This window comes from Sphingopyxis indica, assembly GCF_900188185.1.
Lineage (GTDB): Bacteria > Pseudomonadota > Alphaproteobacteria > Sphingomonadales > Sphingomonadaceae > Sphingopyxis > Sphingopyxis indica.
In genome coordinates this window covers 46,554-69,372 of sequence record NZ_FZPA01000013.1, presented here as the reverse complement: position 1 = coordinate 69,372, position 22,819 = coordinate 46,554, and the positions used below count along the sequence as shown (strand labels likewise).

General features: G+C 65.2%; 19 protein-coding genes. 12 read left to right on the top strand and 7 right to left on the bottom strand.

Annotated elements, in window-relative coordinates; translation table 11 throughout:
- Positions 1–106: 106 nt before the first annotated feature.
- From CHB69_RS15730 to CHB69_RS15710, 5 genes are all read left to right on the top strand, one after another.
- Positions 107–598 (top strand): hypothetical protein, encoded by a 492-nt coding sequence (locus tag CHB69_RS15730; RefSeq protein WP_077032458.1) that lies wholly within the window; start codon positions 107–109, stop codon positions 596–598.
- Positions 591–1,097, top strand: a complete 507-nt coding sequence (locus CHB69_RS15725) for a hypothetical protein (RefSeq protein ID WP_089216923.1) — start codon at positions 591–593, stop codon at positions 1,095–1,097. Before CHB69_RS15730 ends, CHB69_RS15725 begins: the two co-directional genes overlap by 8 nt.
- 145 nt (positions 1,098–1,242) lie before the next feature.
- A complete protein-coding gene (locus tag CHB69_RS15720; RefSeq protein ID WP_089216922.1) occupies positions 1,243–1,887 on the top strand; it encodes an antitoxin of toxin-antitoxin stability system in 645 nt (214 codons plus the stop codon).
- A 91-nt stretch (positions 1,888–1,978) separates the two neighbouring features.
- Complete coding sequence (locus CHB69_RS15715; protein ID WP_089216921.1) at positions 1,979–6,337, top strand: strawberry notch family protein; 4,359 nt, start codon at positions 1,979–1,981, stop codon at positions 6,335–6,337.
- 11 nt (positions 6,338–6,348) lie between these two features.
- Positions 6,349–7,386, top strand: coding sequence for a DUF7146 domain-containing protein (locus CHB69_RS15710; protein WP_089216920.1), 1,038 nt, complete (start codon positions 6,349–6,351; stop codon positions 7,384–7,386).
- Positions 7,387–7,435: 49 nt separating this feature from the next.
- Here CHB69_RS15710 and CHB69_RS15705 read toward each other — a convergent pair whose 3' ends face one another.
- The 4 genes from CHB69_RS15705 to CHB69_RS15690 all read right to left on the bottom strand — a co-directional run bounded on the left by CHB69_RS15705 (position 7,436) and on the right by CHB69_RS15690 (position 10,370).
- Complete coding sequence (locus tag CHB69_RS15705) at positions 7,436–8,125, bottom strand: RES family NAD+ phosphorylase (RefSeq protein WP_089216919.1); 690 nt, start codon at positions 8,123–8,125, stop codon at positions 7,436–7,438.
- A 4-nt stretch (positions 8,126–8,129) separates the two neighbouring features.
- Positions 8,130–8,513: an antitoxin Xre-like helix-turn-helix domain-containing protein gene (locus CHB69_RS15700; protein WP_089216918.1), complete on the bottom strand. Its 384-nt coding sequence runs from the start codon at positions 8,511–8,513 to the stop codon at positions 8,130–8,132.
- A 166-nt stretch (positions 8,514–8,679) separates the two neighbouring features.
- Entirely contained in the window at positions 8,680–9,726 is a 1,047-nt protein-coding gene (locus CHB69_RS15695; RefSeq protein WP_089216917.1) for a nucleotidyl transferase AbiEii/AbiGii toxin family protein, read from the bottom strand.
- Positions 9,723–10,370, bottom strand: a complete 648-nt coding sequence (locus CHB69_RS15690) for a DUF6088 family protein (RefSeq protein ID WP_058818214.1) — start codon at positions 10,368–10,370, stop codon at positions 9,723–9,725. Before CHB69_RS15690 ends, CHB69_RS15695 begins: the two co-directional genes overlap by 4 nt.
- 488 nt (positions 10,371–10,858) lie before the next feature.
- On the opposite strand from CHB69_RS15690, the gene CHB69_RS15685 reads away from it, so the two are divergent.
- Together CHB69_RS15685 and CHB69_RS15680 are read left to right on the top strand one after the other, a co-directional pair.
- Positions 10,859–11,800, top strand: a complete 942-nt coding sequence (locus tag CHB69_RS15685; protein WP_089216916.1) for a DUF2493 domain-containing protein — start codon at positions 10,859–10,861, stop codon at positions 11,798–11,800.
- 63 nt (positions 11,801–11,863) lie between these two features.
- Positions 11,864–12,790 (top strand): HEPN domain-containing protein, encoded by a 927-nt coding sequence (locus CHB69_RS15680; protein ID WP_058818175.1) that lies wholly within the window; start codon positions 11,864–11,866, stop codon positions 12,788–12,790.
- Between the two features lie 10 nt (positions 12,791–12,800).
- Here CHB69_RS15680 and CHB69_RS20230 read toward each other — a convergent pair whose 3' ends face one another.
- From CHB69_RS20230 to CHB69_RS15670, 3 genes are all read right to left on the bottom strand, one after another.
- The gene (locus CHB69_RS20230; RefSeq protein WP_170935596.1) at positions 12,801–12,968 is read right to left on the bottom strand and encodes a hypothetical protein; all 168 of its coding nucleotides are present in this window, start codon (positions 12,966–12,968) and stop codon (positions 12,801–12,803) included.
- Between the two features lie 69 nt (positions 12,969–13,037).
- Positions 13,038–13,268: an EexN family lipoprotein gene (locus CHB69_RS15675; RefSeq protein WP_058818174.1), complete on the bottom strand. Its 231-nt coding sequence runs from the start codon at positions 13,266–13,268 to the stop codon at positions 13,038–13,040.
- A 116-nt stretch (positions 13,269–13,384) separates the two neighbouring features.
- Positions 13,385–13,585, bottom strand: coding sequence for a heavy-metal-associated domain-containing protein (locus CHB69_RS15670; protein WP_058818213.1), 201 nt, complete (start codon positions 13,583–13,585; stop codon positions 13,385–13,387).
- A 150-nt stretch (positions 13,586–13,735) separates the two neighbouring features.
- Between CHB69_RS15670 and CHB69_RS15665 the strand changes: the two genes are divergently transcribed.
- The 5 genes from CHB69_RS15665 (at position 13,736) to CHB69_RS15645 (ending at position 22,818) form a co-directional block, all read left to right on the top strand.
- The gene (locus tag CHB69_RS15665; RefSeq protein ID WP_089216915.1) at positions 13,736–16,270 is read left to right on the top strand and encodes a heavy metal translocating P-type ATPase; all 2,535 of its coding nucleotides are present in this window, start codon (positions 13,736–13,738) and stop codon (positions 16,268–16,270) included.
- Positions 16,267–16,761, top strand: coding sequence for a Cu(I)-responsive transcriptional regulator (gene cueR / locus CHB69_RS15660; protein WP_058818172.1), 495 nt, complete (start codon positions 16,267–16,269; stop codon positions 16,759–16,761). The genes CHB69_RS15665 and cueR overlap by 4 nt, the downstream gene beginning before the upstream one ends.
- 269 nt (positions 16,762–17,030) lie before the next feature.
- A complete protein-coding gene (locus tag CHB69_RS15655) occupies positions 17,031–18,197 on the top strand; it encodes an efflux RND transporter periplasmic adaptor subunit (protein ID WP_058818171.1) in 1,167 nt (388 codons plus the stop codon).
- Entirely contained in the window at positions 18,194–21,373 is a 3,180-nt protein-coding gene (locus CHB69_RS15650) for an efflux RND transporter permease subunit (protein ID WP_058818170.1), read from the top strand. The genes CHB69_RS15655 and CHB69_RS15650 overlap by 4 nt, the downstream gene beginning before the upstream one ends.
- On the top strand, positions 21,370–22,818 hold the full coding sequence (locus CHB69_RS15645) for an efflux transporter outer membrane subunit (RefSeq protein WP_058818169.1): 1,449 nt from the start codon (positions 21,370–21,372) through the stop codon (positions 22,816–22,818). The genes CHB69_RS15650 and CHB69_RS15645 overlap by 4 nt, the downstream gene beginning before the upstream one ends.
- The last annotated feature ends 1 nt before the right edge of the window (position 22,819 follow it).

Genomic DNA, 22,819 nt, shown 5'->3' with positions numbered 1-22,819 from the left:
GCCCGGCCGCGTGCCGGGCTTTCCTTCTTCTGGAGAATTGAAATGTCCAATCTTGTCAATGAACTGGCGCCGGTGACGATGTCGGGCGCAGACCATGGAGGGCGTCATGGCTGACCGCGTCCCTGTTTCGATCACGATCGGCGGCCATGCCGACCAATCGACCTTCGCCGAGCTTGCGGCCCTGATCGCGATGGAGGGCCTGTCGACCGAATGGGATGGTCCATCCTTCGAGCCCGGCCATCGCACTATCGGCGAGGCGGTGTCGCTCCACGCGCATGAGGTCGCCTGGGGCCGGGTCGAAGCCCTCGAAAGCTTCTGTGCCGAGAAGGGGCTGCCGTTTGTCCGCTGGTCGGGGAGCTATCCCGGCGAATGGAGCGCCGAACGGATCGTCTTCCGCGGTGCGGGCACGATCGATTCCTACATGGTCGATGAATCCGACCGCGTCATGATCGACCGCTATCTGGTGAACGAGCGCGGAAGCATCGCGGCGGTCCTCGCCTATTTCGACGCCGCGGCCTTTGTCGTGCCGCCGCTGGTGGTCGAGGGCGATCCCCCACCGGTGGATGCGGCTGCTGTGGAGGAGGCCTGTCATGGCTGACTATTTCTCCCAGACGGTCATCCAGCCCGATGTCCCGGTCGCGGCCATGACCGTGCTCGAGCGAAGGATCCTTGGCGAAATCTTCGAGCATGAGGATATGGGCGACGACGTCTATTTCTTCGCGAGCGCGGGTCCGAACGACTTTCTGTTCCTGTCGGTCGATGAGGCGAAGACGCTGCTTGCGGAAAGCAAGGGCGTTCAAAGCTGCACCGCCGAACTGGTCGAAAGGGAGCTCGGCGAATGCGAGGCGGGGACGACCGAACTCGAGATCGATGTGTCGATGTTCGGCTATGAGGCCATCCTCCAGGACATCGTGCGGCGATCGGAGACACTCGATCATTTGCAGGTGATGATGGCCTGGACCTGCTCGAAGATGCGCCCCGATGGCTTCGGCGGCATGGCCAACTTCATCACCGCCGACGACATCGACACGATGTCGACGACGGGTTTCCTTGAAGAAGCTCTTGGCCGGCTTCAGGGCGAACATCCTCCGCGCTGATCGATCCAGTGCTGACAAACCGACTGAAAGGCCCGGCTCTGTGCCGGGCTTTTCCTTTTTGGGGAGGTAGGTCCTTGTTTGGGAAGGCAGGCATGTCCGCCTCCCTTTTTCCCACCTCTTCGACCCGTTCAAAGGAGGCAAGCCGATGCCCGAGATTGTCGAAACGACCATATATGGTCTCGAAGAGCTTTCCGAGGCGGCAAAGGACCGGGCCCGCGCTTGGTATCGCGAGGACGGCTTCGATCATGATTGGTACGATGCCGTCTTCGCCGACTTCGAGCGCATCTGCGACCTTGTCGGCGTCGAACTGGCGACGCAGCGGGTCCACCTGTTCGGCGGCGGCACGCGCGCGCGAAGTTGTATCTGGTTTTCGGGCTTCGCGAGCCAGGGCGACGGAGCATGCTTCGAGGGTGTCTATCGCTACGCCAAGGCCGCGCTGAAGAATATCCGCGGCTATGCGCCAAAAGACGCCGAGCTTCATCGCATCGCCGCCGCGTTGCAGGCGGTCCAGCGCCGGAACTTCTATCAGCTTTCGTCGGTCGTCGCGCACCGCGGCCGATATCATCACGAATATAGCATGGCGATCGCTGTCGAGCGCGATGACCCGATGTTGCGGGAGATGACCGCGGATGCGGAGGAAGAGGTTGGCGAAGCGCTGCGCGATCTGGCGCGCTGGCTCTACCGGCAGCTCGAGCGCGAGTTCGATTATCTGATCTCCGATGAGGCCGTCGACGAGGCGATCCTGGCCAATGGCTATGGCTTCACCGAAGCCGGGGAGCGCTTTGGCTGAGAGGGAGAGGCGGGCCGGAAGGGGATAGCCCCAGGGTGCAGGAGAGAGCGCCTGGCGGCTACCCTTTAACGCCTCTCCAGGATATTCCGCCATGCGATCCATTTTGCCCGAAGCCGCGGCAGGCGCCGCCCCGCTTTCCTCATCCGCTTCCTCACCCGCAGCCACCCCGGCGGCGCGGCTCTTGGACGCTGCCCAGCGCCTTCTTCCGCTGCTCGAGGACGGAACGCCCTTCGACACCGGGCAGATTCGGATCGCGATGACGTCGGCCTACGGCCAGAAGGATGCGGAGGGCGCGTGGGACTGGAAGATGGCTTATGATGCGTGCGAGGCGGCGCAGGTCCTGCTGCTGCGCCGCTACGGGCGCGCGCTGGCCGCTCGCGGCCGCGCGCCGCAGCGCCAGCTCGCCATGTGGCAGCGCATCGCGGCGCGTGTCCCGACCCAGACGCGGCGCTCCGAGGAGGGGCAGTCCTTCCAGCAATTCTCGACCCCGCTGCCGCTCGCCTTCGTCGCCGCTTTCGCTGCCGCGATCCGGCCCGGCGATTGCGTGCTCGAGCCCTCGGCGGGGACGGGAATGCTCGCCGTGCACGCGGGTCTTGCCGGCGCGACGCTCGCGCTCAACGAATTCGCCGAACTGCGCGCGGGCTTGCTCGAGCTGCTCTTCGCGCCGACGCTGGTCAGCCGTCACGATGCCGCGGCGATCGACGACCGGCTCGATCCTGGGGTCGCGCCCGATGTCGTTCTGATCAACCCGCCATTCTCCTCACTCGTGAATGTCGATCGCAAGATGAAGGGCGCGGCGCTTCGTCACATCGCCTCGGCGCTGGCGCGGCTGAAAGACGGCGGCCGGCTTGTCGCCATCGTGGGTGCCGGCTGCTCGCCTGAGGCGCCGGCATGGCGCGGCGCCTTCATCCGCTTGCAGGAAAGCGCCACGCTTCGTTTCTCGGCGGCGATCGCCGGCAAGGTCTTCGCCAGGCATGGCACGACGATACCCACCCGCCTCATCGTGATCGACAAGGTTCCCGCGGGCGATCCCGCGCAGCTTCCACAAAGCCGCGGCGAAGCCCCCGACCTTGCCACATTGCTCCAATGGGTCGAGGAGGATCTGCCGCCGCGCCCGGCACCGCCCGCTTTGCCCGTTGCACCGGCGACGGCGGTGCAGGCCCGAGCGACGGCGAATGTTGATGACGCATGTGCCCGGGCTTCGGCAAAGGCTGCGCCGCCCGGCGATGCCGGCGTCGAGCTTGGCTATGAAACATTGGACTGGGTGCCGCCCGAGGGCCAGCTCGGCGACACGATCTACGAGCCCTATGCACTTCAATCGCTCTCCATTCCCGGGGCGAGGCCGCATCCCACCGCGCTCGTCCAGTCGGCCTCGATGGCATCGGTCGCGCCCCCCAAGCCTGTCTATCGACCGCATCTGCCGGCGCATCTCGTCAGCGAAGGCGTGCTGTCCGACGCGCAGCTTGAATCGATCATCTATGCGGGCGAAGCCCATGGCGGGCATCTCTCGGGTGCGTGGACGGTCGATGCCACCTGGGACGTCGTCGGCGCCGCATCCGATGACGCGGAAGGCGCGGTGCAGTTCCGGCGCGGCTGGTTCCTCGGCGACGGCACCGGCGCGGGCAAAGGCCGGCAGGTCGCGGGCATCATTCTCGATAATATGCTGAAAGGCCGCCGCCGTGCGCTCTGGATCTCGAAGTCGGACAAGCTGCTCGAAGACGCGCAGCGCGACTGGTCGGCGCTGGGGCAGGAGAAATTGCTCGTCACGCCGCTGTCGCGCTTCCGGCAGGGGGCACCGGTGAAGCTCGGCGAGGCCATTCTCTTCACCACCTATGCGACATTGCGTTCGCAAGGGCGCGAGGGGAAGGCGAGCCGGATCGAGCAGATCGTCGAATGGCTCGGCCGCGACTTCGACGGCGTCATCATCTTCGATGAAGCCCATGCGATGGCCAATGCCGCGGGTGGGAAGGGCGAACGCGGCGATCAGAAGCCTTCGCAGCAAGGCCGTGCCGGGCTTCGCCTCCAACATGCGCTTCCCGAGGCGCGCATCGTCTATGTCTCGGCGACGGGTGCCACGACGGTGCAGAATCTCGCCTATGCGCAGCGCCTCGGTCTCTGGGGCGGGAGCGATTTCCCCTTCGCCTCACGTACCGATTTCGTCGCGGCGATCGAGGACGGCGGGGTTGCGGCAATGGAAGTGCTCGCGCGCGACCTGAAGGCGCTCGGACTTTACGCATCGCGTTCGCTGTCCTTCGACGGCGTCGAATATGAACTGCTCGAACATGCGCTGACGAGCGAACAACGGCGCATCTACGACAGCTATGCCGCCGCCTTCCAGGTCATCCACAACAATCTCGACGCCGCGATGGAGGCGGTGGGAGTGACGAGCGCCGAACATGGCACGCTCAATGCGCAGGCCAAGTCGGCGGCGCGATCGGCGTTCGAAAGCACCAAGCAGCGCTTTTTCAACCATCTGATCACCGCGATGCAGACACCGAGCGCGATCGCGAGCATCGCGCGCGATCTGGAGGCGGGTCATGCGGCGGTCGTTCAGATTGTCTCGACCGGCGAGGCGCTGCAGGAGCGGCGGCTGGCCGAGATCCCGGCGGACGAGTGGAACGATGTGTCGGTCGACATCACGCCGCGCGAATATGTGCTCGACTATCTCGCGTCGAGCTTCCCGGTCCAGCTCTTCGAGCCCTGCACCGACGGCGACGGCAATCTCTCCTCGCGCCCGGCCTATGACGGCGATGGTAATATGATCGTCAGCCGTGAAGCCTGTCGGCGCCGCGACGCGATGATCGAGAAACTGGCGTCGCTGCCGCCGGTGCCGGGCGCGCTCGACCAGATCGTTCAGCATTTCGGGACCGATATGGTGGCCGAGGTGACGGGGCGCTCGCGGCGGATCGTGCCGCGGGTCGGCGAGGATGGCGACGTCCGCTTCGCGGTCGAGAACCGTCCGGGCAGCGCCAATATCGGCGAGACGCATGCCTTCATGGACGATGAGAAGCGAATTCTCGTCTTTTCGGAAGCCGGCGGCACCGGGCGCTCCTATCATGCCGACCTTGGCGCGAAGAACCAGTGTCGCCGCATCCACTATCTGCTCGAGGCGGGCTGGAAGGCCGATGCCGCGATCCAGGGTTTCGGGCGCACGAACCGCACGAACCAGAAGCAGCCGCCGATGTTCCGCCCGGTGTCGACCGACGTGAAGGCGCAGAAGCGCTTCATCTCGACGATCGCGCGGCGGCTCGACACGATGGGCGCGATCACGCGCGGGCAGCGGCAGACGGGCGGCCAGAATATGTTCAGCGCGCACGACAATCTGGAATCCTTCTATGCCCGCGACGCGCTCCGGCAGCTCTACATGCTGATCGTGCGCGGCAAGGTGGAGGGCTGCTCACTGCTCAGCTTCGAGGCCGCGACCGGGCTGTCGCTGCTCGATGCCGAAGGCGGGATTCGCGACGAACTGCCGCCGATCACCACCTTCCTCAACCGCATGCTCGCGCTCACCATCGACCTTCAGAATATCCTGTTCGAAGCGTTCGAGGGGCTGCTCGTCGCGCGGATCGAGGCGGCGGTCGCGGCGGGCAGTTATGAGGTCGGCCTCGAGACGCTGCGCGCCGAGAGCTTCGTCGTCACCGATCGCCGGACGATTTACACCCACCCGGGCACTGGCGCAGAAACCCAGCTTCTGACCATCGACCGGAGGGACCGCGTCGTCCCGCTCTCGCTCGGCAAGGCGCTCGATCTCGCACGGGCTGAAGAAGCGGCGTTGCTGGTGAACGGGCGTTCGGGCCGGGCAGCGGTCAAGCTGCGCGCACGCAGCCTTATCGACGACGAGGGTGCGGTGCATCGCCGCTTCCGCCTGATCCGCCCCATGGAGACAGTGCTGATCCTCGCCGAGCAGTTCGGGGCGAGCCACTGGACTATCGTCGATGCGGAGGCGTTCACGGCGGCGTGGGAAGCCGAACTTGGAGAGCTTCCCGACTATGAGACCGGAACGCTGCACATGGTCGCGGGCCTCTTGCTGCCGATCTGGCGGAGTCTGCCGAACGAGTCGACGCGGGTCTACCGGCTGCAGACCGATGCGGGCGAGCGCGTGATCGGCCGCCGCGTATCGCCCGCATGGGCTGCGCGGATCGTCGACGACGGGCCGCCTAAGCTGTCGGCCGAAACTGCCTGGTCGATGTTGCTTGCGGGCGAAGCCGTCCTGCATCTTACCGAGGGCCAGCGCGTCGCGCGCGTCCGCGCGATGAACGATTGGCGGATCGAGCTCACCGGTTTCAACGATCTGGGTATCGGGCGGCTGAAGGCATTTGGCTTGATTTCTGAGATCGTCTCGTGGAAATTGAAGCTCTACGTGCCGGCAGGGGCTGCTGGCGCCGATGTGTTCGCGCGGCTCGTCGATCGGTTTCCGATCGAGCGGGTCTCGGATCGCAAGGCCGCCTGAAGGAGCCCCGCATGGAAAGCCCAGCCCGTGAACTTGCGCGCCGTCTCGGTGAGAATGCCGAGGCGGTGTGTCGCCACTATCTCTCGAACGGTCGCCGCGAAGGCCATTATTGGCTGGTCGGCGATGTGCATAATGCACCGGGGCGAAGTCTCTACGTCCGCCTCAGCGGCAGCGAGAGCAAGCCGCGCGCCGGAAAATGGACCGATGCGGCGACCGGCGATCATGGCGATCTGCTCGACATCATCGCCGCGAGCTGCGCGCATATGAGCCTCGGCGACACGCTTGCCGAGGCGCGGCGCTTCCTGAGCCTGCCTCCGCCTGATCCGGTGAAGCGCAACCCGCGTCCGCGGCGGGCGAGCCCGGGAAGCAGGGAGGCGGCCGCGCGGCTTTGGGCGGCATCCAATCCCATCGCCGGGACGCTGGTGCGAACCTATCTCGCGGAACGCGCGCTTCGGCGTGGCGGGGATTTGCCGGCGCTGCGATATCATCCGCATTGCTATTATCGCCGGTCCGACGAGGATGTCGCCTCGGTCAAGCCGGCATTCCCGGCGATGATCGCGGCGGTGACCGATTTGGGCGGCTCGCTCACCGGCGTCCACCGCACATGGCTCGATCCGGCACGGCCGGCCAAGGCGCCGGTAGCCTATCCGCGCCGCGCGATGGGACATCTCCTGGGGCATGGCGTGCGCTTCGGGCTGGCGGGAGACGTCATGGCCTTCGGCGAGGGCATCGAGACCATGTTGTCACTGCGCGAGGTCGCTCCAGCATTGCCGCTCGTGGCCGGTCTCTCCGCCGCCCATCTTGCGGCACTTCTGTTTCCGGCAGGCCTGCGGCGCCTCTATGTCGCGCGCGACGATGATCCCGCTGGGCACGCCGCCTGGGCGGCGCTGAACGAACGCGCCTTGCCGCTCGGCATCGCGGTTCACCCGCTCGAGCCGCAGCGTGACGATCTCAACACCGATCTTCGCCGCTTCGGCCCGGCGCGGCTGGCAGAACAGCTGCGGTCGCAGTTGACGCCTGTCGACGCGGCGAGATTTATTGGACGATGATCCCTGACGAAAAGGGTTCGGCTTGGAGCCCGGACGCTATCGCGCTCTTTCAGCTATCGAGGCTCTTTTTTTCATAGATGGTCGTGATGGCCGTGCCGTCCCACATATAGCAGAGATGCCGTTCCTGCCGGCAATTGGACAGGAGGCGCGGCCGGAAGGCGGCGGCGCATTCGCCGCCGGGATGGCGGACGCTCTGGTAGAGGATACCGTCCGCACCCGCATCGCGGAGCTCCGCCCCGAGCCCTTGCGCATGGATATAGCTGTCCGGATCATAGAGATGCGCGTGGCTGTCCGCGAGACCGCGAATGTCGTGGAGACCGGCCTCGAGGTCGATGGCATAGACGCGCATGTCGATCTCCTGGGCGGGCTCGTCGGTCGCGGCGAGGAATCTGGTGCGGTGATGCCGCGTTTCGGCGATCGCGGTGTCGAGCGTGTGGCCGGCGTAGAAGACGCCGAAGCTGCCGTCGGTAAAACGGCTGCCCTCGGGATTGAGATGGGTGAAGGCCGCCATGATCGGTGTCGTGCCGGGGCCCGAAACACGGTCCTCGGGCGGCACCAGCGCGAGTATGCCGACTTCGTCGCGGAGGCGATCGTTGGTCATCGCCTCGATCTGGAAGACCGCCTCGAGATCGTCCGGATCGGCAACCTTCTCGAACAGGCCGATCGGCGGGAAGCGGCTGGGGATGATGCGGTAGCAGGGCGACCAGCTCGTCGCCGTCACCGGAATGTCGAGCGGCATGGGCTTAGCCGCGCTGCCCGTCGATATATTGCCGCACGACATAAAGGTCCGAGACATTGCCCGACACCATCCGGTCGAGGGCGGACTTGCCGGCGAAGCTCTTCGCCTTGTTCGGCTTGCGGACCCATTCGTCCGCAGTGGCGGGCACGAGAATCTGCAAGCCTTTGTAGATGCCCATCACATAGGAAATCCGCTCGAGCGCATCCTTCGAAAGCGCCGCGACCTCGCCGCGTTTCCAATTATGCAGCGTCGAACGGCTGTCGAGCCCGAGGACCGCCATCTGCTCGCTTTCGCTGAGCTTCCACGCCTCGGCGATGTTGAAAAAGGTGCGCAGCGCCGGGCCGGTAAGATCCTTCCGGTCGATCGTCTTTGCCACTGCCGTTGCCATGTCGGGCTCCTTTCATGATCCATATGTTCCTTTATTGAACAAAAGTCAATATTCTGTCCTAAAAGAAACATCTGATTGGTGGCCATGGGGTGGAGTTTGGCCTGCGCAATGGCTTCTACGCGCGGCTATGGACGCACTGCTCCAGCTGTTGCGCGCTGCTTGATCGTTATTTCCTCGCGTTGAGTTGGCGTTCGAGTGCAGCGACACTGTCGACAATGGCATCAAATTCGGGCGGCTCGCTGAAGATCATCGTCGCCATGGCGCGATAATCCTGTCTGAGATCGTTGATCATGCCGTCCTCGGGGCAAAGGACGAATGTCGGCGGTTGTGCCGATGCGAGATCGAAATCCGGGCGATTGAAGAACATGCGCGCATGGGCGACGCAATCCTCGCCGAGTGTCCGGTCCTCGATCGCGCTTTGACCCACGGGCGACTGCATCAACTGGTGAAGGTCATAATAGTGGCGCGACACGCGCTGGCCGTTGCCACGCAATTGTCCCCGGATTTCATACCATCGCCGCAGCCCGTGCAGGATGACGACCTTGTCCCAGAAGGTGCGTTCGGCATCGACGATCGTCACATTGGGGACGCCGAGATCGATCGTGGGCAGATCCTCGTCAACATAGGGCGCGATGCTTCGGCGGCTATTGGGATCGAGCGCCGATTTGGCGCCCGATTCAATCTTCACGCTCTTCGCGATATAGGCATCTTCGCTCGTCACGCTGGGATAGGCCACCAGCAATGTCTGGCGATCCTTTGCGTCGGGGATGACCTTGATCGCGCCGGCCTCGAGCCCGGCCCGCTCACAGCATTGGGCGGCGATGACGGTCAGATGATCGAGGAGTGCGCCGTTGATATGGGCCTCGCACGCATCCCGGATCGCATCGAGCGCGGCCTCGCGCTTCTTGCGGCTCAGCGCTGCGAGCTCGTCGATCGTCGCGGGGACGCCAAGGTCGTCGCGAAAGACCGTGACGTCGATATCTTCCGAGAATCGCCGGATCAGACCGAAGCCTTTCGAAAGCGACGTCCCGCCCTTGAACAACAGCCGGGGGCCATCGGGCAATCCGTTGAACAGCGCGTCCAGCGTCCAGCACACCCAGAAGTCCTTTTCGACATTCTGCGGCGTGGTGCCTAGGCGCTGCGCGGCGGTGATGAAGAGGCCGCTCCGGGTTCGCGTCCCTGCACGCAGAACTTCGTCGAAACCGGGGTTCATGCGCCAGGTTCCTGACGGAAGACGAGCGGGCGCAGCAACTCCTGCATCCAGACGGGCAGACTCGTCATGCCCGCGGCAAGATCAGTGCGGAGCGTTTCGCCATGAACGGGATCGTCGAGCAACTGCACGAGCCGCTCGCGCCATTGGTCATTCTCGTCGCCGAGCATCGTGTCGCGCAGCCAGTGCAGGGCCTGAACGATCCGCATCGCCGGTCTCCCGGCCCAGAACAGCTTGCTTGCCGCCGTCGGCTTGAAAATGATGGCCATATTGCCGAGCTTGATCGTCTTCAGGCCCGTTTCGGCATGAACGATGATCTTCGCCGGCACGGCGTTGGTGAAACCGAGGTCGTTGGCGGCGGTCATGCCATCGACGAGCACGCGGATCTGGTCGCGGCGGGCAACCGCGTCGATCACTGCCTTCGGACTGGGCGGATTGGCCTGGTGGGTCAGCTCATTATGCGCGGGCCTGTCATAGAGGCCGCGGTCGATCCTGCGCAGTTCGTCCGATTTTGCGAGGCGCTGCAGAGCCTTATCGACGGCCTCCCGACTCCCGAGATCGAGAAAATCGCTGGGGGTCCATACGCTGCCGGGCACCTCGGTACGATCGAGGATCGCGGCTTTCAATCCGGATGCGGGCTTCTCCATGTCCGAAATATATAGCAGTATTTCGGACAATTGCCAGTGGAGTTGTCCGAAAAACATAGCGGGATTTCGGACATGCCCCCAGCCGCCTTCACGCGTCGCTCTGATTAGGCAAGACTTTTTTGGGGCGAGTTTCGTGACCGTTGCCGCGCCGGACCATTTCCTGTGGAAGGCTGCGCCGCCTGCAAGCGGCTCGCCCTGTCGGGATGGATAGAGTGATCACTCCCTTCTCCCAGGGCAGCCGCGCCTCCGGCCTTCGCTGGAGGGCGACTGCGGCATCGGGCGCGGGCCTCGCAATGGCTTGGCGTGCGGCCATTTTCCGCCGGGGCTCTGCCCCTTTGCATCGCGAGGCAAAATAGCCTTCGCCCGCCATCCTTCGCTGCGCTTCGGCCGCCCGGGCTCTGCCCGTGCGGTGCGGACCCGCACCCGCCGCCGCAAAGGCGTCGCTGCGAAGGCCGCGAGAGGCGCGGCCGCCAGATGCGAGAGATGACATGACCGACCTGTCCGACTTTCCCGAACGCGGCGAACCGCATGAACCCGGCGCCAGCGCTTATCTTCTTCAGGAAATGCAGCTTTACGGTCACCGTCCCTATGAGGACGAGCCCGATAGCAGGCCGCTTCCCGACGATCGGCTCGCTGGCGGCGCCGTCGCCGACATCTTCGACGCGATGACTGGCTGCCTCGTCGACACCCGCATCGAGCCCGATCTCGAAGACCTGCTCTGGAACATCGTCAATATCTTCCACCGTGCCGGCGAGCGGATCGAACGCGACCTTGATCGCAACGAGCAGGCCCAGCGCGAGCAGCAGCGCGAACAGGACGGCAGCGAAATCCGCTCGGTCGAACTCGAGCGCAAGATCGCCGAAGGCATCACGATGATCGAGCGCCGCGATACGATGGAATTTTTCCGCGAATGCGCCGCCGAGCAATTCCGCCTTCATCTCCGCAAAGCCTGGATGCCGCGCACCGGATCGCGCGCCCAGCACAAGACGCTGACTGCGTCGATGATCGACCGCCGCGATTTCCTCGACAAGCGGCTGCGCGAAAAAGCCGCGGCATTGATCCCCGAAGGCACTCGCGTCGCCTTCAGCGGCGGTCCCGCCTGCAACGATCACCAGCATATCTGGGCCGCGCTCGATCGTATCCATACCCGCCATCCCGACATGGTGCTGATGCACGGTGCGACGCCGACCGGGGCCGAGCGCGCCGCCGCTTGCTGGGCTGATACCCGCCGCGTGCCGCAGGTCGCTTTCCGGCCCGACTGGAATCGCCACAAGAAGGCGGCCCCGTTCAAGCGCAACGACCGGATGATCGATGCGATGCCCGCCGGGCTCGTCGTCTTCTCGGGCACCGGCATCCAGGACAATCTCGTCGACAAGGCCCGCGCGTTCGGCATCCCCGTCTGGGATTTTCGCGTGCCGCCCGAAACTTGACGGCAGATTTGGCTGCAACATAGCTTGCCATCGGGCGAGCGGACTTACAGGGTGAGAATAGTCATGCGAACCGATCTCGATCATCTACCGCCGAACAAGCAGCGCGAGCTCGAGCGCGTGAAGGCGATCATCTTCGAAGAATTCGAGGATGCGATCGCGCTTGCGACGATGGGCTGGAAGAAGAAGGGCCGGATCGAAAAGCTGATCCTCTACGGCAGCTATGCGCGCGGCGGCTGGGTCGATGAGCCGCATACCGCCAAGGGCTATCGGTCGGATTTCGATCTGCTCATCATCGTCAACGACAAGCGCCTGACCGAGCGGGTCGATTTTTGGCTGAAGCTTGAGGATCGGCTCATTCGCGAACTGGCGATCGACAAGACGCTGCACACGCCGGTCAATTTCATCGTGCACACGCTGCAGGAGGTGAACGACGGGCTGGCGCATGGGCGCTATTTCTTCATGGATGTCGCGAAGGACGGGATCGCGCTCTACGAATATGACGAGAAGCCGCTGCATAAGCCGAAGCCGAAGACGCCCGAACAGGCGCTGGCGATGGCGCAGGAATATTTCGACGAGTGGATGCCGGCGGCATCTGGAATGTTGGAGACCGCAAACTTCAGCCGGCAGTCGGGCCGACTAAAGGATGCAGCGTTTCTAACTCATCAAGCGACAGAACGGCTGTATCATTGCGTTCTACTCGTCTGCACCTTCTATACTCCGCACGTTCATAACCTTGGGTTCCTGAGGACCCAAGCCGAGCGCATCGACATGCGGTTGGTCAACGCCTGGCCGCGCGAGACGCGGACAGATCGCGCTCGCTTCGAGAAGCTCAAGGAAGCTTATGTGAAGGCGCGCTACTCGAAGCATTACCGCATCACCGAGGATGAGCTTCTCTGGCTCGGCAATTGTGTCGAGGAACTGGGGCGCGCGGTCCATGCGATCTGCTCCGAGCGCATCGCGGAGCTTGAGGAACGGAGCCGCCCGGCGTGATAGCTGCGAGCTAGTCCGCCGCGCTGTCCGCTTTTCGCAGCACTTCGGCGATCATTGCGGCGAGCGCTTCCTCGGCCTGGATGCGGCCGACAGGATCTTTCGATTCCAGGTCGCGGCGGACCCATTGCGGAACCCGTTCGACGGCGCGCAGGACGATACTCGTCAGTTCGTCGGTCATGCGGGCGCTTTATCGGAACGTGTCGGACTAGCAATCGCCAAAGGTTAGGTGCGGTGATCGTGTCTTGGCTTAATCCTTGCCCAGAAACCGCTTGAAACGCTCGCGGCCTTCGACCGTCTGCACCGCGACGTCGGCGTTCGTACATTCATCGCCGCGCATCGAGCCATCCCGGCAGCCAGCGACGACCTTTCGCGCCTCGTCGAGATTCGTCTCGAAATACTGGGTACTGCGCGGCTCGCTTTGGCCGCAGGCGGACAGGCTGAGCCCGAGTAACAGGATGGCGGATTGTCGCAATTTCATTCTCCACGCCAGGAAATGGAAAGGAGAATATAACCGCCGAGACCTTGGGCGAAAGACGAACTGGAACCAGATCTGGATCTATTTCCCCAGGTTGATCAGGCTCTTGGCGCCCCTTCCTATGCCGCCTGCGCCTCATAGCCGGCTTCGCGGAGCGCCGCGCTGAGCGACGCGATGTCTGCGCTGGTCTCGACGCTGACCAGCCTTTCGGGAATGTCGGTTTCGACCTTGGCCTGCGTATCGATGCCCTGAATCGCCTTGGTGATCGAGCGCGCGCAACCGCCGCAGGTCATCCCGGGAATATTGAAACGGATCGTCATATTGCCTCCAAACTTTGCTTGATGTCCGAAGATGGGGTTTGCCATCGTGGCAAGGTCAATGCCTCCACAGACATTTTTCTCCCCCCTTGACCTTCCCATCGTTGGAAGCCCCAGATTCCGGTCGAACGAGCAGATCCGGAGAAATATGTGATGTCCGATGTTATCGAGTTGAGGCGGAAAAGTGATGCTCCGACCACCGGGCCGGAGCGTCTGAGCGTCGCCGTCGCCGGCATGACCTGCGCGTCCTGCGTCGGCCATGTCGAAAAGGCGATCGGCAAGCTGCCGGGCGTAACCGGGGTCGCCGTCAATCTGGCGACCAACCGCGCCGACGTGACATTCGCTGGAGTGTCCGATCCCGGCGCCGTCGTGCAAGCGGTCGAGAGCGCCGGCTACGAGGTGCCCGAAACCGAAGCCGAAATCGGCGTTGCGGGCATGACCTGCGCGTCGTGCGTCGGGCATGTCGAGAAGGCCCTTTCGAAGGTGGCGGGAGTCACCGCCGCGACCGTCAATCTCGCGACCGAGAGGGCCAGCATCCGCTACCGCAGCGGCGCTGTCACGCTCGAGGATCTGGAAAGCGCGATCCGCGGTGCCGGCTATGAACTGCGCCGGGTCGTAGACGAAGGCAGCTCCATCGACCGGGAAGCCCTGGTGCGCGAGCAGGAACTGGACAGTCTACGCCGCTCGCTGCTTCTCGCGGCGGTGCTGGCGCTGCCGGTGTTCATCCTCGAGATGGGCTCGCACCTCGTCCCCGCCGTCCATGATTTCGTCATGACCCGCATCGGGATGCAGACGAGCTGGCTCATTCAGTTTGCACTGACCACCCTCATTCTTTTCGGCCCCGGGCTGCGCTTTTTCCAGAAGGGCATTCCCGCGATCCTGCGCGGCACCCCCGACATGAACTCGCTCGTCACGCTGGGGACGAGCGCCGCATGGGGCTATTCGCTGGTCGCAACCTTCGCCCCCCACGTCCTGCCGTCCGGCACCGCAAACGTCTATTATGAAGCCGCGGCGGTGATCGTCGCGCTGATCCTGCTCGGTCGCTATCTCGAGGCCAAGGCGAAGGGGCGAACATCGGAGGCGATCAAGCGGCTCGTCGGGCTGCAGGCGAAAACCGCGCGCGTCGTGCGCGATGGTGCGGCGCTGGAAGTTGCGCTCGCCGATGTTCGCGCCGGTGATATCGTTCAGGTGCGCCCGGGCGAACGCGTGCCGGTCGATGGCGAGGTTGTCGACGGGAGCTCCTGGGTCGATGAGTCGATGATCACCGGCGAGCCGGCTCCGGTCGCCAAGGCTGCCGGCGCGGCCGTCGTCGGCGGCACGATCAACAAGGCCGGCGCCTTCACCTTCCGCGCGACCAAAGTCGGCGGGGATACGGTGCTGGCTCAGATTATCCGCATGGTCGAGCAGGCGCAGGGATCGAAGTTGCCGATCCAGGCGATGGTCGACAAGGTCACCGCTTGGTTCGTGCCTGCGGTGATGGGAATTGCGGGGCTGACTTTCCTGATATGGCTGATCGTCGGCCCCGATCCGGCGCTGACCTTTGCGTTGGTGAATGCGGTGGCCGTGCTGATTATCGCCTGCCCATGCGCGATGGGACTCGCGACGCCAACCTCGATCATGGTCGGCACCGGACGCGCCGCCGAACTGGGCGTGCTGTTCCGCAAGGGCGAGGCGCTTCAGACGCTGCGCGACGTGACCGTCATCGCGCTCGACAAGACCGGCACACTGACCAAGGGGCGCCCCGAACTGACCGACCTTGAGCCGGCCGCAGGCTTCGGGCGCGTCGAAGTGCTGGCGCTGGTCGCCAGCGTCGAAAGCCAGTCCGAGCATCCGATCGCCGAAGCCATCGTGGCGGCCGCGAATGCGCGCGGTTTGGACGCTCCATCGCCCGCGGCGTTCGAAGCCATTCCCGGTTATGGCGTATCAGCAAAGGTCGGTGGCCGCGAGGTTCAGGTCGGCGCCGATCGGTTCATGACCAGGCTGGGCCATAATGTGTCGGCCTTTGCCGCCAAGGCGCGCGAACTTGGCACGGCAGGCAAGTCGCCGCTCTATGCTGCGATCGACGGCAAACTCGCGGCGGTGATTGCGGTCGCCGATCCGGTCAAGGACACGACGCCCGAGGCGATCCGGGCGCTCCACGCCCTCGGGCTCAAGGTCGCGATGATCACCGGCGATAATCAGGCGACCGCCGATGCCGTCGCGCGTACGCTGGGGATCGACGAGGTCGTCGGCGAAGTGCTTCCCGACGGAAAGGTCGATGCCATACACCGGCTTCGCGCGGGTGGCCGCAAGGTCGCCTTCGTCGGCGACGGCATCAACGACGCACCCGCGCTCGCCGAGGCCGACGTCGGTCTGGCGATTGGCACCGGCACCGACGTTGCGATCGAGTCCGCCGATGTCGTGCTGATGTCGGGCGACCTGCGCGGCGTGGTCAACGCGATCGCGCTGTCGAAGGCGACGATCCGGAATATCCAGCAGAATCTGTTCTGGGCGTTCGGCTATAATGCGGCGCTGATCCCCGTTGCAGCGGGGGTGCTCTACCCGCTGAACGGGACTTTGTTGTCGCCCGTGTTCGCCGCCGGTGCGATGGCGCTGTCGAGTGTCTTCGTGCTAAGCAATGCACTCAGGCTGAAGGCCTTCCGGCCGGTGATCGCCGCCGACAAGGGAAAAGAAGGAGAGGCGGCATGAACATCGGCCGCGCCGCGAAAATATCGGGCGTCTCTCCAAAGATGATCCGCTATTACGAACAGACGGGTCTCATCCCCAAGGCTGCGCGTCAGGACTCAGGTTACCGCGACTATGACGACGCCGACGTGCACCGCCTGCGCTTCATCCGGCGCGCACGCGATCTCGGCTTCACCGTGGAGCAGATCGGCGAGCTGCTGGGCCTCTGGTCCGACCGAAGCCGCGCCAGCGCCGACGTCAAGGCTTTCGCGCTCGAACATATCGCGCGCCTCAAGGAAAAAATGGCCGAGATCGAAGCCATGGTGCGGACGCTCGAGACACTGGCCAATCATTGCCACGGTGACGACAGGCCCGATTGTCCGATCATTGAGGGGCTGGCGGAAGAGGGGGGCGCGACGCCGCGCCTCCAACCGCGCGAACCCCGGCGTTTCGGTAGGTCCGGCGGACAATCCGCCCGGCGCCATGCTGCGGGTTCATCGAACCGCACGCACTAGCTTGGCCTCGGGATCATTTGGCCTTTCCGCGTGCGGAGGGGCTTTTCCCGACCTTCGCGGGACATAGCCCTGACCAACGCGGTCGCCGCACGCCGGATTACTATTGCCGCAGAGCTCCGCCTACCGATAGGCGCGGTGTCTTCTACGGATTCATGCACATTCGACGCCGACGAAGAAAACCTCTTGACCCTCCAACGATGGAAAACCGCACCCCCGAAATATGAGCTCGCCATCCATCCGGATCGGCGAGCACGGATTCGGAGGTTGAGATGCGAAAATCGAGGGTCGCCGCGGCGCTGGGCGCGATATTGGCGACGGGGCTCGTGGTGCTTTGGGCGCGCGGGCCGGAAGGCGGCGAACAGGCCGCTGCCCCAGCCCCGCCGATGGTGCTTGCCGCATCGGTCGTGGTGCAGGACCATATACCACGTTCGACCTATACCGGCCGCTTGACCGCGGTGGAGACGGTCGAGCTCAAGCCGCGCGTCTCGGGCTATATTGCCGACGTCAGCGTTCCCGAGGGGCAGATCGTCCGGCGCGGGCAGATCCTTTTTCGCCTCGATAACGCGCCCTTCGCGGCGCGGCACGCCGCGGCACGCGCGGCGACGCGCGAAGCCGAAGCGCGGCTGGGCCTCGCGCAGGCCGAGGATGCGCGCGCGCGCAAGTTGGTCGCCGAGGGGGTCGCCGCGCGCGAACGCTCGGACGTGACCACCGCGACCTTGCACGAACGCGAAGCGCAGGTCGCGTCGGCGCGCGCCGCCGAACGGCTGGCCGCGCTCGACCTTCGCTATGCCGGCGTCGAGGCGCCTATCGCCGGCCGGGTCGGCCAGATTCTCGTCACCCGCGGCAATCTGGTTGCCGGCGTCGAGGCGGCGACGCCGCTCACCACCATCGTCTCGGTCGATCCGCTCCATGTCGAATTCGATGTCGACGAGGCGACCTACCTTCGCTCGCTCGCTGATCGTCGCGGCCACGGTGCCGAGGCCAAGGTCGGCGTTCGCCTCGAAGATGGAAGCACCCGAACGGCGCGGCTGGACTTCATCGGCAACCGCCTCGACCGCGCGACGGGGACGATCCGCGCGCGCGCGATCCTGCCCAATCCGGGTGGTCGTCTGGCGCCGGGCCTGTTCGCCGAAGTCGATGTCGCGACCGACAAGGCCCGGTCCGCGATCCTCGTCAGCGACCTCGCGATCGGTGTCGAACAGGGGCGGCGCTTCGTCCTCGTGCTGGGCGCAAAGAATATGACCGAATATCGGCCGGTGACGCTCGGTCCAATCGTCGATGGCCTGCGCGTCGTCGAGACGGGCTTGCGGCCCGGCGACCGCGTCGTCGTCAAGGGGCTGGCTGGCCCCGGCATGGCGGTCAAACCCAGGATCGTCTCGATGCCGCGCGGCAACGGCGTGCAGAAAACCAGCGTCCAGCGGGAGCCGGCACGATGAACTTCCCCCGCTTCTTCATCGACCGGCCGATCTTCGCGATCGTGCTGTCGGTGCTCCTGCTGATTGCCGGGCTGCTCGCGCTGCTCCGGCTACCGCTCAGCGAATATCCGGCGGTCGCGCCGCCGACGGTGACCGTCGCCGCGGCCTATCCGGGCGCCTCGCCCGAGGTTATCGCCGAAACCGTCGCCAGCCCGATCGAACAGGCGGTCAACGGCGTCGAGGGCATGCTCTATATGTCGAGCCAGGCTGCCACCGACGGCCGGATGACGCTCACCGTCACCTTCGCGCAAGGGACCGATCCCGACATCGCGCAGGTTCAGGTCCAGAACCGCGTATCTCGCGCGCTGCCACGACTGCCCGAGACGGTGCAGCGGCTCGGCGTCACCACACAGAAGGTTGCGCCTGACGCGCTGATGGTGGTGCATCTTCTGTCGCCATCGAAGCGTTATGACCCGCTCTTCATCTCCAACTATGCGCTGCTTCAGGTCCGCGACGAAATCGCGCGCATCCCCGGCATCGCCGATGTGGTCGTGTGGGGTGCCGGTGAATATTCGATGCGCGTCTGGCTCGACCCGGCGCGGATCGCTTCGCGCGGATTGACCGCGAGCGATATCGTCGCCGCGATCCGCGCGCAGAATGTCGAAGTCGCCGCGGGCAGCGTCGGGCGCCAGCCGAACCCTGCCGCCGCGCAACAGGTCGCGCTCGAGGTGAAGGGCCGCCTCGCGACCGAGGAAGAATTTGCTGCGATTGTCGTCAAGACCGGTGCCGACGGCCAGCTCACCCGGCTCGGTGAGGTCGCCCGGATCGAAATGGGCGCTAATGATTATGCGCTGCGTTCGCTGCTCGACGGCGAGCCCGCGATCGCGCTCCAGATCTTGCAAAGCCCGGGTGCCAACGCGCTCGATACCGCGGCCGAGGTCCGGGCGACTATGAAGCGGCTCTCGGGCGAGTTTCCTGACGGGCTGGTGCATCGCATCGCTTATGATCCGACGATCTTTGTCGAGGCGTCGATCGAAAGCGTGATCGTCACGCTGATCGAGGCGACCCTGCTCGTGGTCCTCGTCGTGATCCTCTTTCTCCAGACGTGGCGTGCGTCGATCATCCCGCTCGTCGCTGTGCCCGTTTCGCTGGTCGGGACGTTGGCGGTCATGCATTTGTTCGGTTTTTCGCTGAATACCCTGTCGCTGTTCGGGCTGGTGCTCTCGATCGGTATCGTCGTCGATGACGCGATCGTCGTCGTCGAGAATGTCGAACGCCATATCGGTCTCGGAGAAGTTCCGCGCGAGGCCGCGCGCAAGGCGATGGCGGAGGTCACCGGCCCGATCATCGCGATCACCTCGGTCCTCGCCGCCGTCTTCATTCCTACTGCCTTTCTGGGCGGATTGCAGGGCGAATTTTATCGCCAGTTCGCGCTCACTGTCGCGATCTCGACCATCTTGTCGGCGGTCAATTCGCTGACCTTGTCGCCGGCGCTCGCCGCGGTGCTGCTCAAGGGCCACGACCTGCCGCGCGACCGCATCCAGCGTGCCATCGACAAGGGCTTCGGCTGGCTGTTCGGGCCCTTCAATCGGGCCTTCGATCGCGGCTCGCTGGCCTATGTCGGCGGCGTCCAGCGGGTCATCCGGCGCGGCGCAGTGGCGGGGCTGACCTATGCCGGGTTGCTCGGTCTGACCTGGTTCGCCTTTGACAAGCTGCCCGCCGGCTTCGTGCCCGCGCAGGACAAATATTATCTCGTCGGCATCGTCCAGCTGCCCAACGGGGCGTCGCTCGACCGCACGCAGGCGGTCGCCGAGCAGGTCTCGAAGATCGCGCTGGCCGAGCCCGGGGTAGAAAACGTCGTCGCTTTTCCGGGCCTGTCGATCAACGGCTTCGTCAACGTGCCCAACGCCGCTGTCATGTTCGTGATGCTCGACCCCTTTTCGGAGCGCACGTCGCCGGACATGGCGGCGGGGGCGATCGCAGGGCGGCTGCAGGGCAAATATGCGGCGGTCCCCGACGGCTTCGTCGGCGTGTTCCCGCCGCCGCCGGTTCCGGGCCTCGGTGCGACCGGCGGGTTCAAGATGCAGATCGAGGACCGCTCGGGCGCGGGTTATGAGGCACTCGCCGCGGCCAGCGCCAAGGTGATGGCGGCGGCCGCCAAGGAACCCGCGCTCGCCGGGCTGATGACCAGCTACAATGTCGCCTCGCCCGAACTTTCGGTCGATGTCGACCGGACCAAGGCGGCCGCCCAGGGGGTCGCCATGACCGATGTGTTCGAAACGATGCAGGTCTATCTCGGTTCGCTCTACGTCAACGACTTCAACCGGTTCGGGCGTACCTATCAGGTCTATGCCCAGGCCGAAGCCGACGCGCGGGCGCAGCCCGATGCGGTCGGGCGGCTTCAGGTCCGCAATGCCCAAGGCAATATGGTCCCGCTTGCCGCGCTGGTCACGACCGCCCCCGGCGCCGGTCTCGACCGTGTGATCCATTATAATGGCTTTCCGTCGGCCGATATCAGCGGCGGTCCCGCGCCGGGCTTCAGCTCGGGGCAGGCGGTGGCGGCGATGGAACGGATCGCGCGCGCCGAGTTGCCCGAGGGCATGACCTTCGAGTGGACCGACCTGACCTATCAGGAAAAGACCGCGGGCAACGCCGCACTCTACGTCTTCCCGATCGCGGTGCTTCTCGCCTTCCTGATCCTCGCAGCGCAATATAATAGCTGGACGCTGCCGCTCTCGGTCCTGCTCATCGTGCCCATGTGTCTCTTGAGCGCGCTCGTCGGGGTCTGGCTGACTGGCGGCGATATCAATATCTTCACGCAGATCGCCTTTGTGGTGCTCGTCGGGCTGGCCGCGAAAAATGCGATCCTGATCGTCGAGTTCGCCCGCGCGCGGGAACAGGAAGGGCTCGATCCGCCCGCTGCCGCGCTCGAGGCGTGCCGGTTGAGATTGCGCCCCATATTGATGACGTCGATCGCGTTCATCGCGGGAGCGGTTCCGCTGACGATCGCCGCGGGCGCGGGCGCCGAGATGCGGCAGGCGATGGGTGTCGCGGTGTTCGCCGGCATGCTCGGGGTGACGCTTTTCGGCCTCTTTCTGACCCCGCTCTTCTACGTCGTGATCCGCAACGCCGTTTTGCGGCGCGAAGCGCGGCGCCCGTCGGGCGCGGATCCCAAGCCGCAGGAATTGACCCAATGATATTGATCGCCAAGCTTTCACCCGCCATCCTTCTCGTGGGCCTCGCGGGGTGCGCCGCTGTCGGTCCCGACTATGTTCCACCGCGGATCGAGGCGCCCGGCGCTTATGCCGCGCAGCCGGCGGGCATCGGCGGGGCATCCGCCGAGGCCGCGTGGTGGCGCCAGTTCGGTGACCCGGCGCTGGACGCGCTGATCGCAGAGGCGCTTGCAGCCAATCTCGACGCGCGGCTAGCTGTCGCGCGGCTCGACGAAGCACGCGCGCTCGCCGGCGTGTCGCGCGCGGCACGGCTTCCCGGCGGCGGGGTCGCTGCCGGCTATCAGCGCCGCCGGGAAGCCGACGTCGAGCGTGCGGGCGGTCAGCCGCGCGAGGGCGATGCCCTGCGCGCCGGCGCGGAAGCGTCGTGGGAAATCGACCTGTTCGGCCGCGTCCGCCGCGGAGTCGAGGCCGCCGAAGCCGAGGTCGGCGGCGCCGAGGCGGCGCTGCGCTCGGTTCGCGCCGCGGTCACCGCCGATGTCGCCAGCCACTATTTCGAACTGCGCGGAAGCGAGGCCGCGTTTGCGATCGCGCACCGCCAGATCGAAACCCAGCGGCGTTCGCTCGACATCACGCGCAAGCTGGAACGCGCTGGCGCGGGCGCGCACTTTGACGTCGTTCGCGCAGAGGCCGCGCTGTCCGCGGTCGAAGCGACGCTGCCCGGGATCGAGCAGCGCATCGGCACCGCGCGTCACGCCCTTGCCGTGCTGCTCGGCCAGACGCCGCAGAGCTTCGCCGGTCCCGCCACGGCAACAACCAGTCTGCCGCACATCGCACAGATCGATGTCGGCGCTCCCGCCGACCTGTTGCGGCGGCGGCCCGATATCGCCGCCGCCGAACGCGCACTCGCCGCCGCCACCGCGCGGCGCGGTGTCGCCGAAGCCGACTTGTTTCCGACGGTGCGGCTGTCCGGCTTCATTGGGCTCCTCGCCGGCGGGTTTGAATCGTTGTTCACTGGCGGTGCGCTCGGCTTTGCGGGCGGCCCTAGCCTCGATTGGGGGGTGTTCAACATGTCGCGTTTACGCGCACAGGTCCGCGTCGCCGATGCTCGCACAGATGCGGCGCTGATCGATTACCACCGGACCGTTCTGATCGCCCTTCGCGATGTCGAGGACGCGCTGACGGCCTACGGCGCAATCCGGACCGGTCTTGCGATACGCGACCAGCAGGTCGGCGCCAGCCGCGAGGCAGCGCGGATGGCTTCGGTGCGATTTCGCGAGGGCGAGGGACAATATCTAGACATTCTCGATGCCGAACGCAGCCTGTACCAAGCCGAAGCGACGTTGGCCACGGCGCGAACAGACCATCTCCTGTCTGTGGTTGAAATCCACCGCGCTCTCGGCGGCGGCTGGGAGATTTGTGAAGGGGCGGGTGGTCCAAATTGTACCAGATGGCGTAAACCCGGCTTTTAAG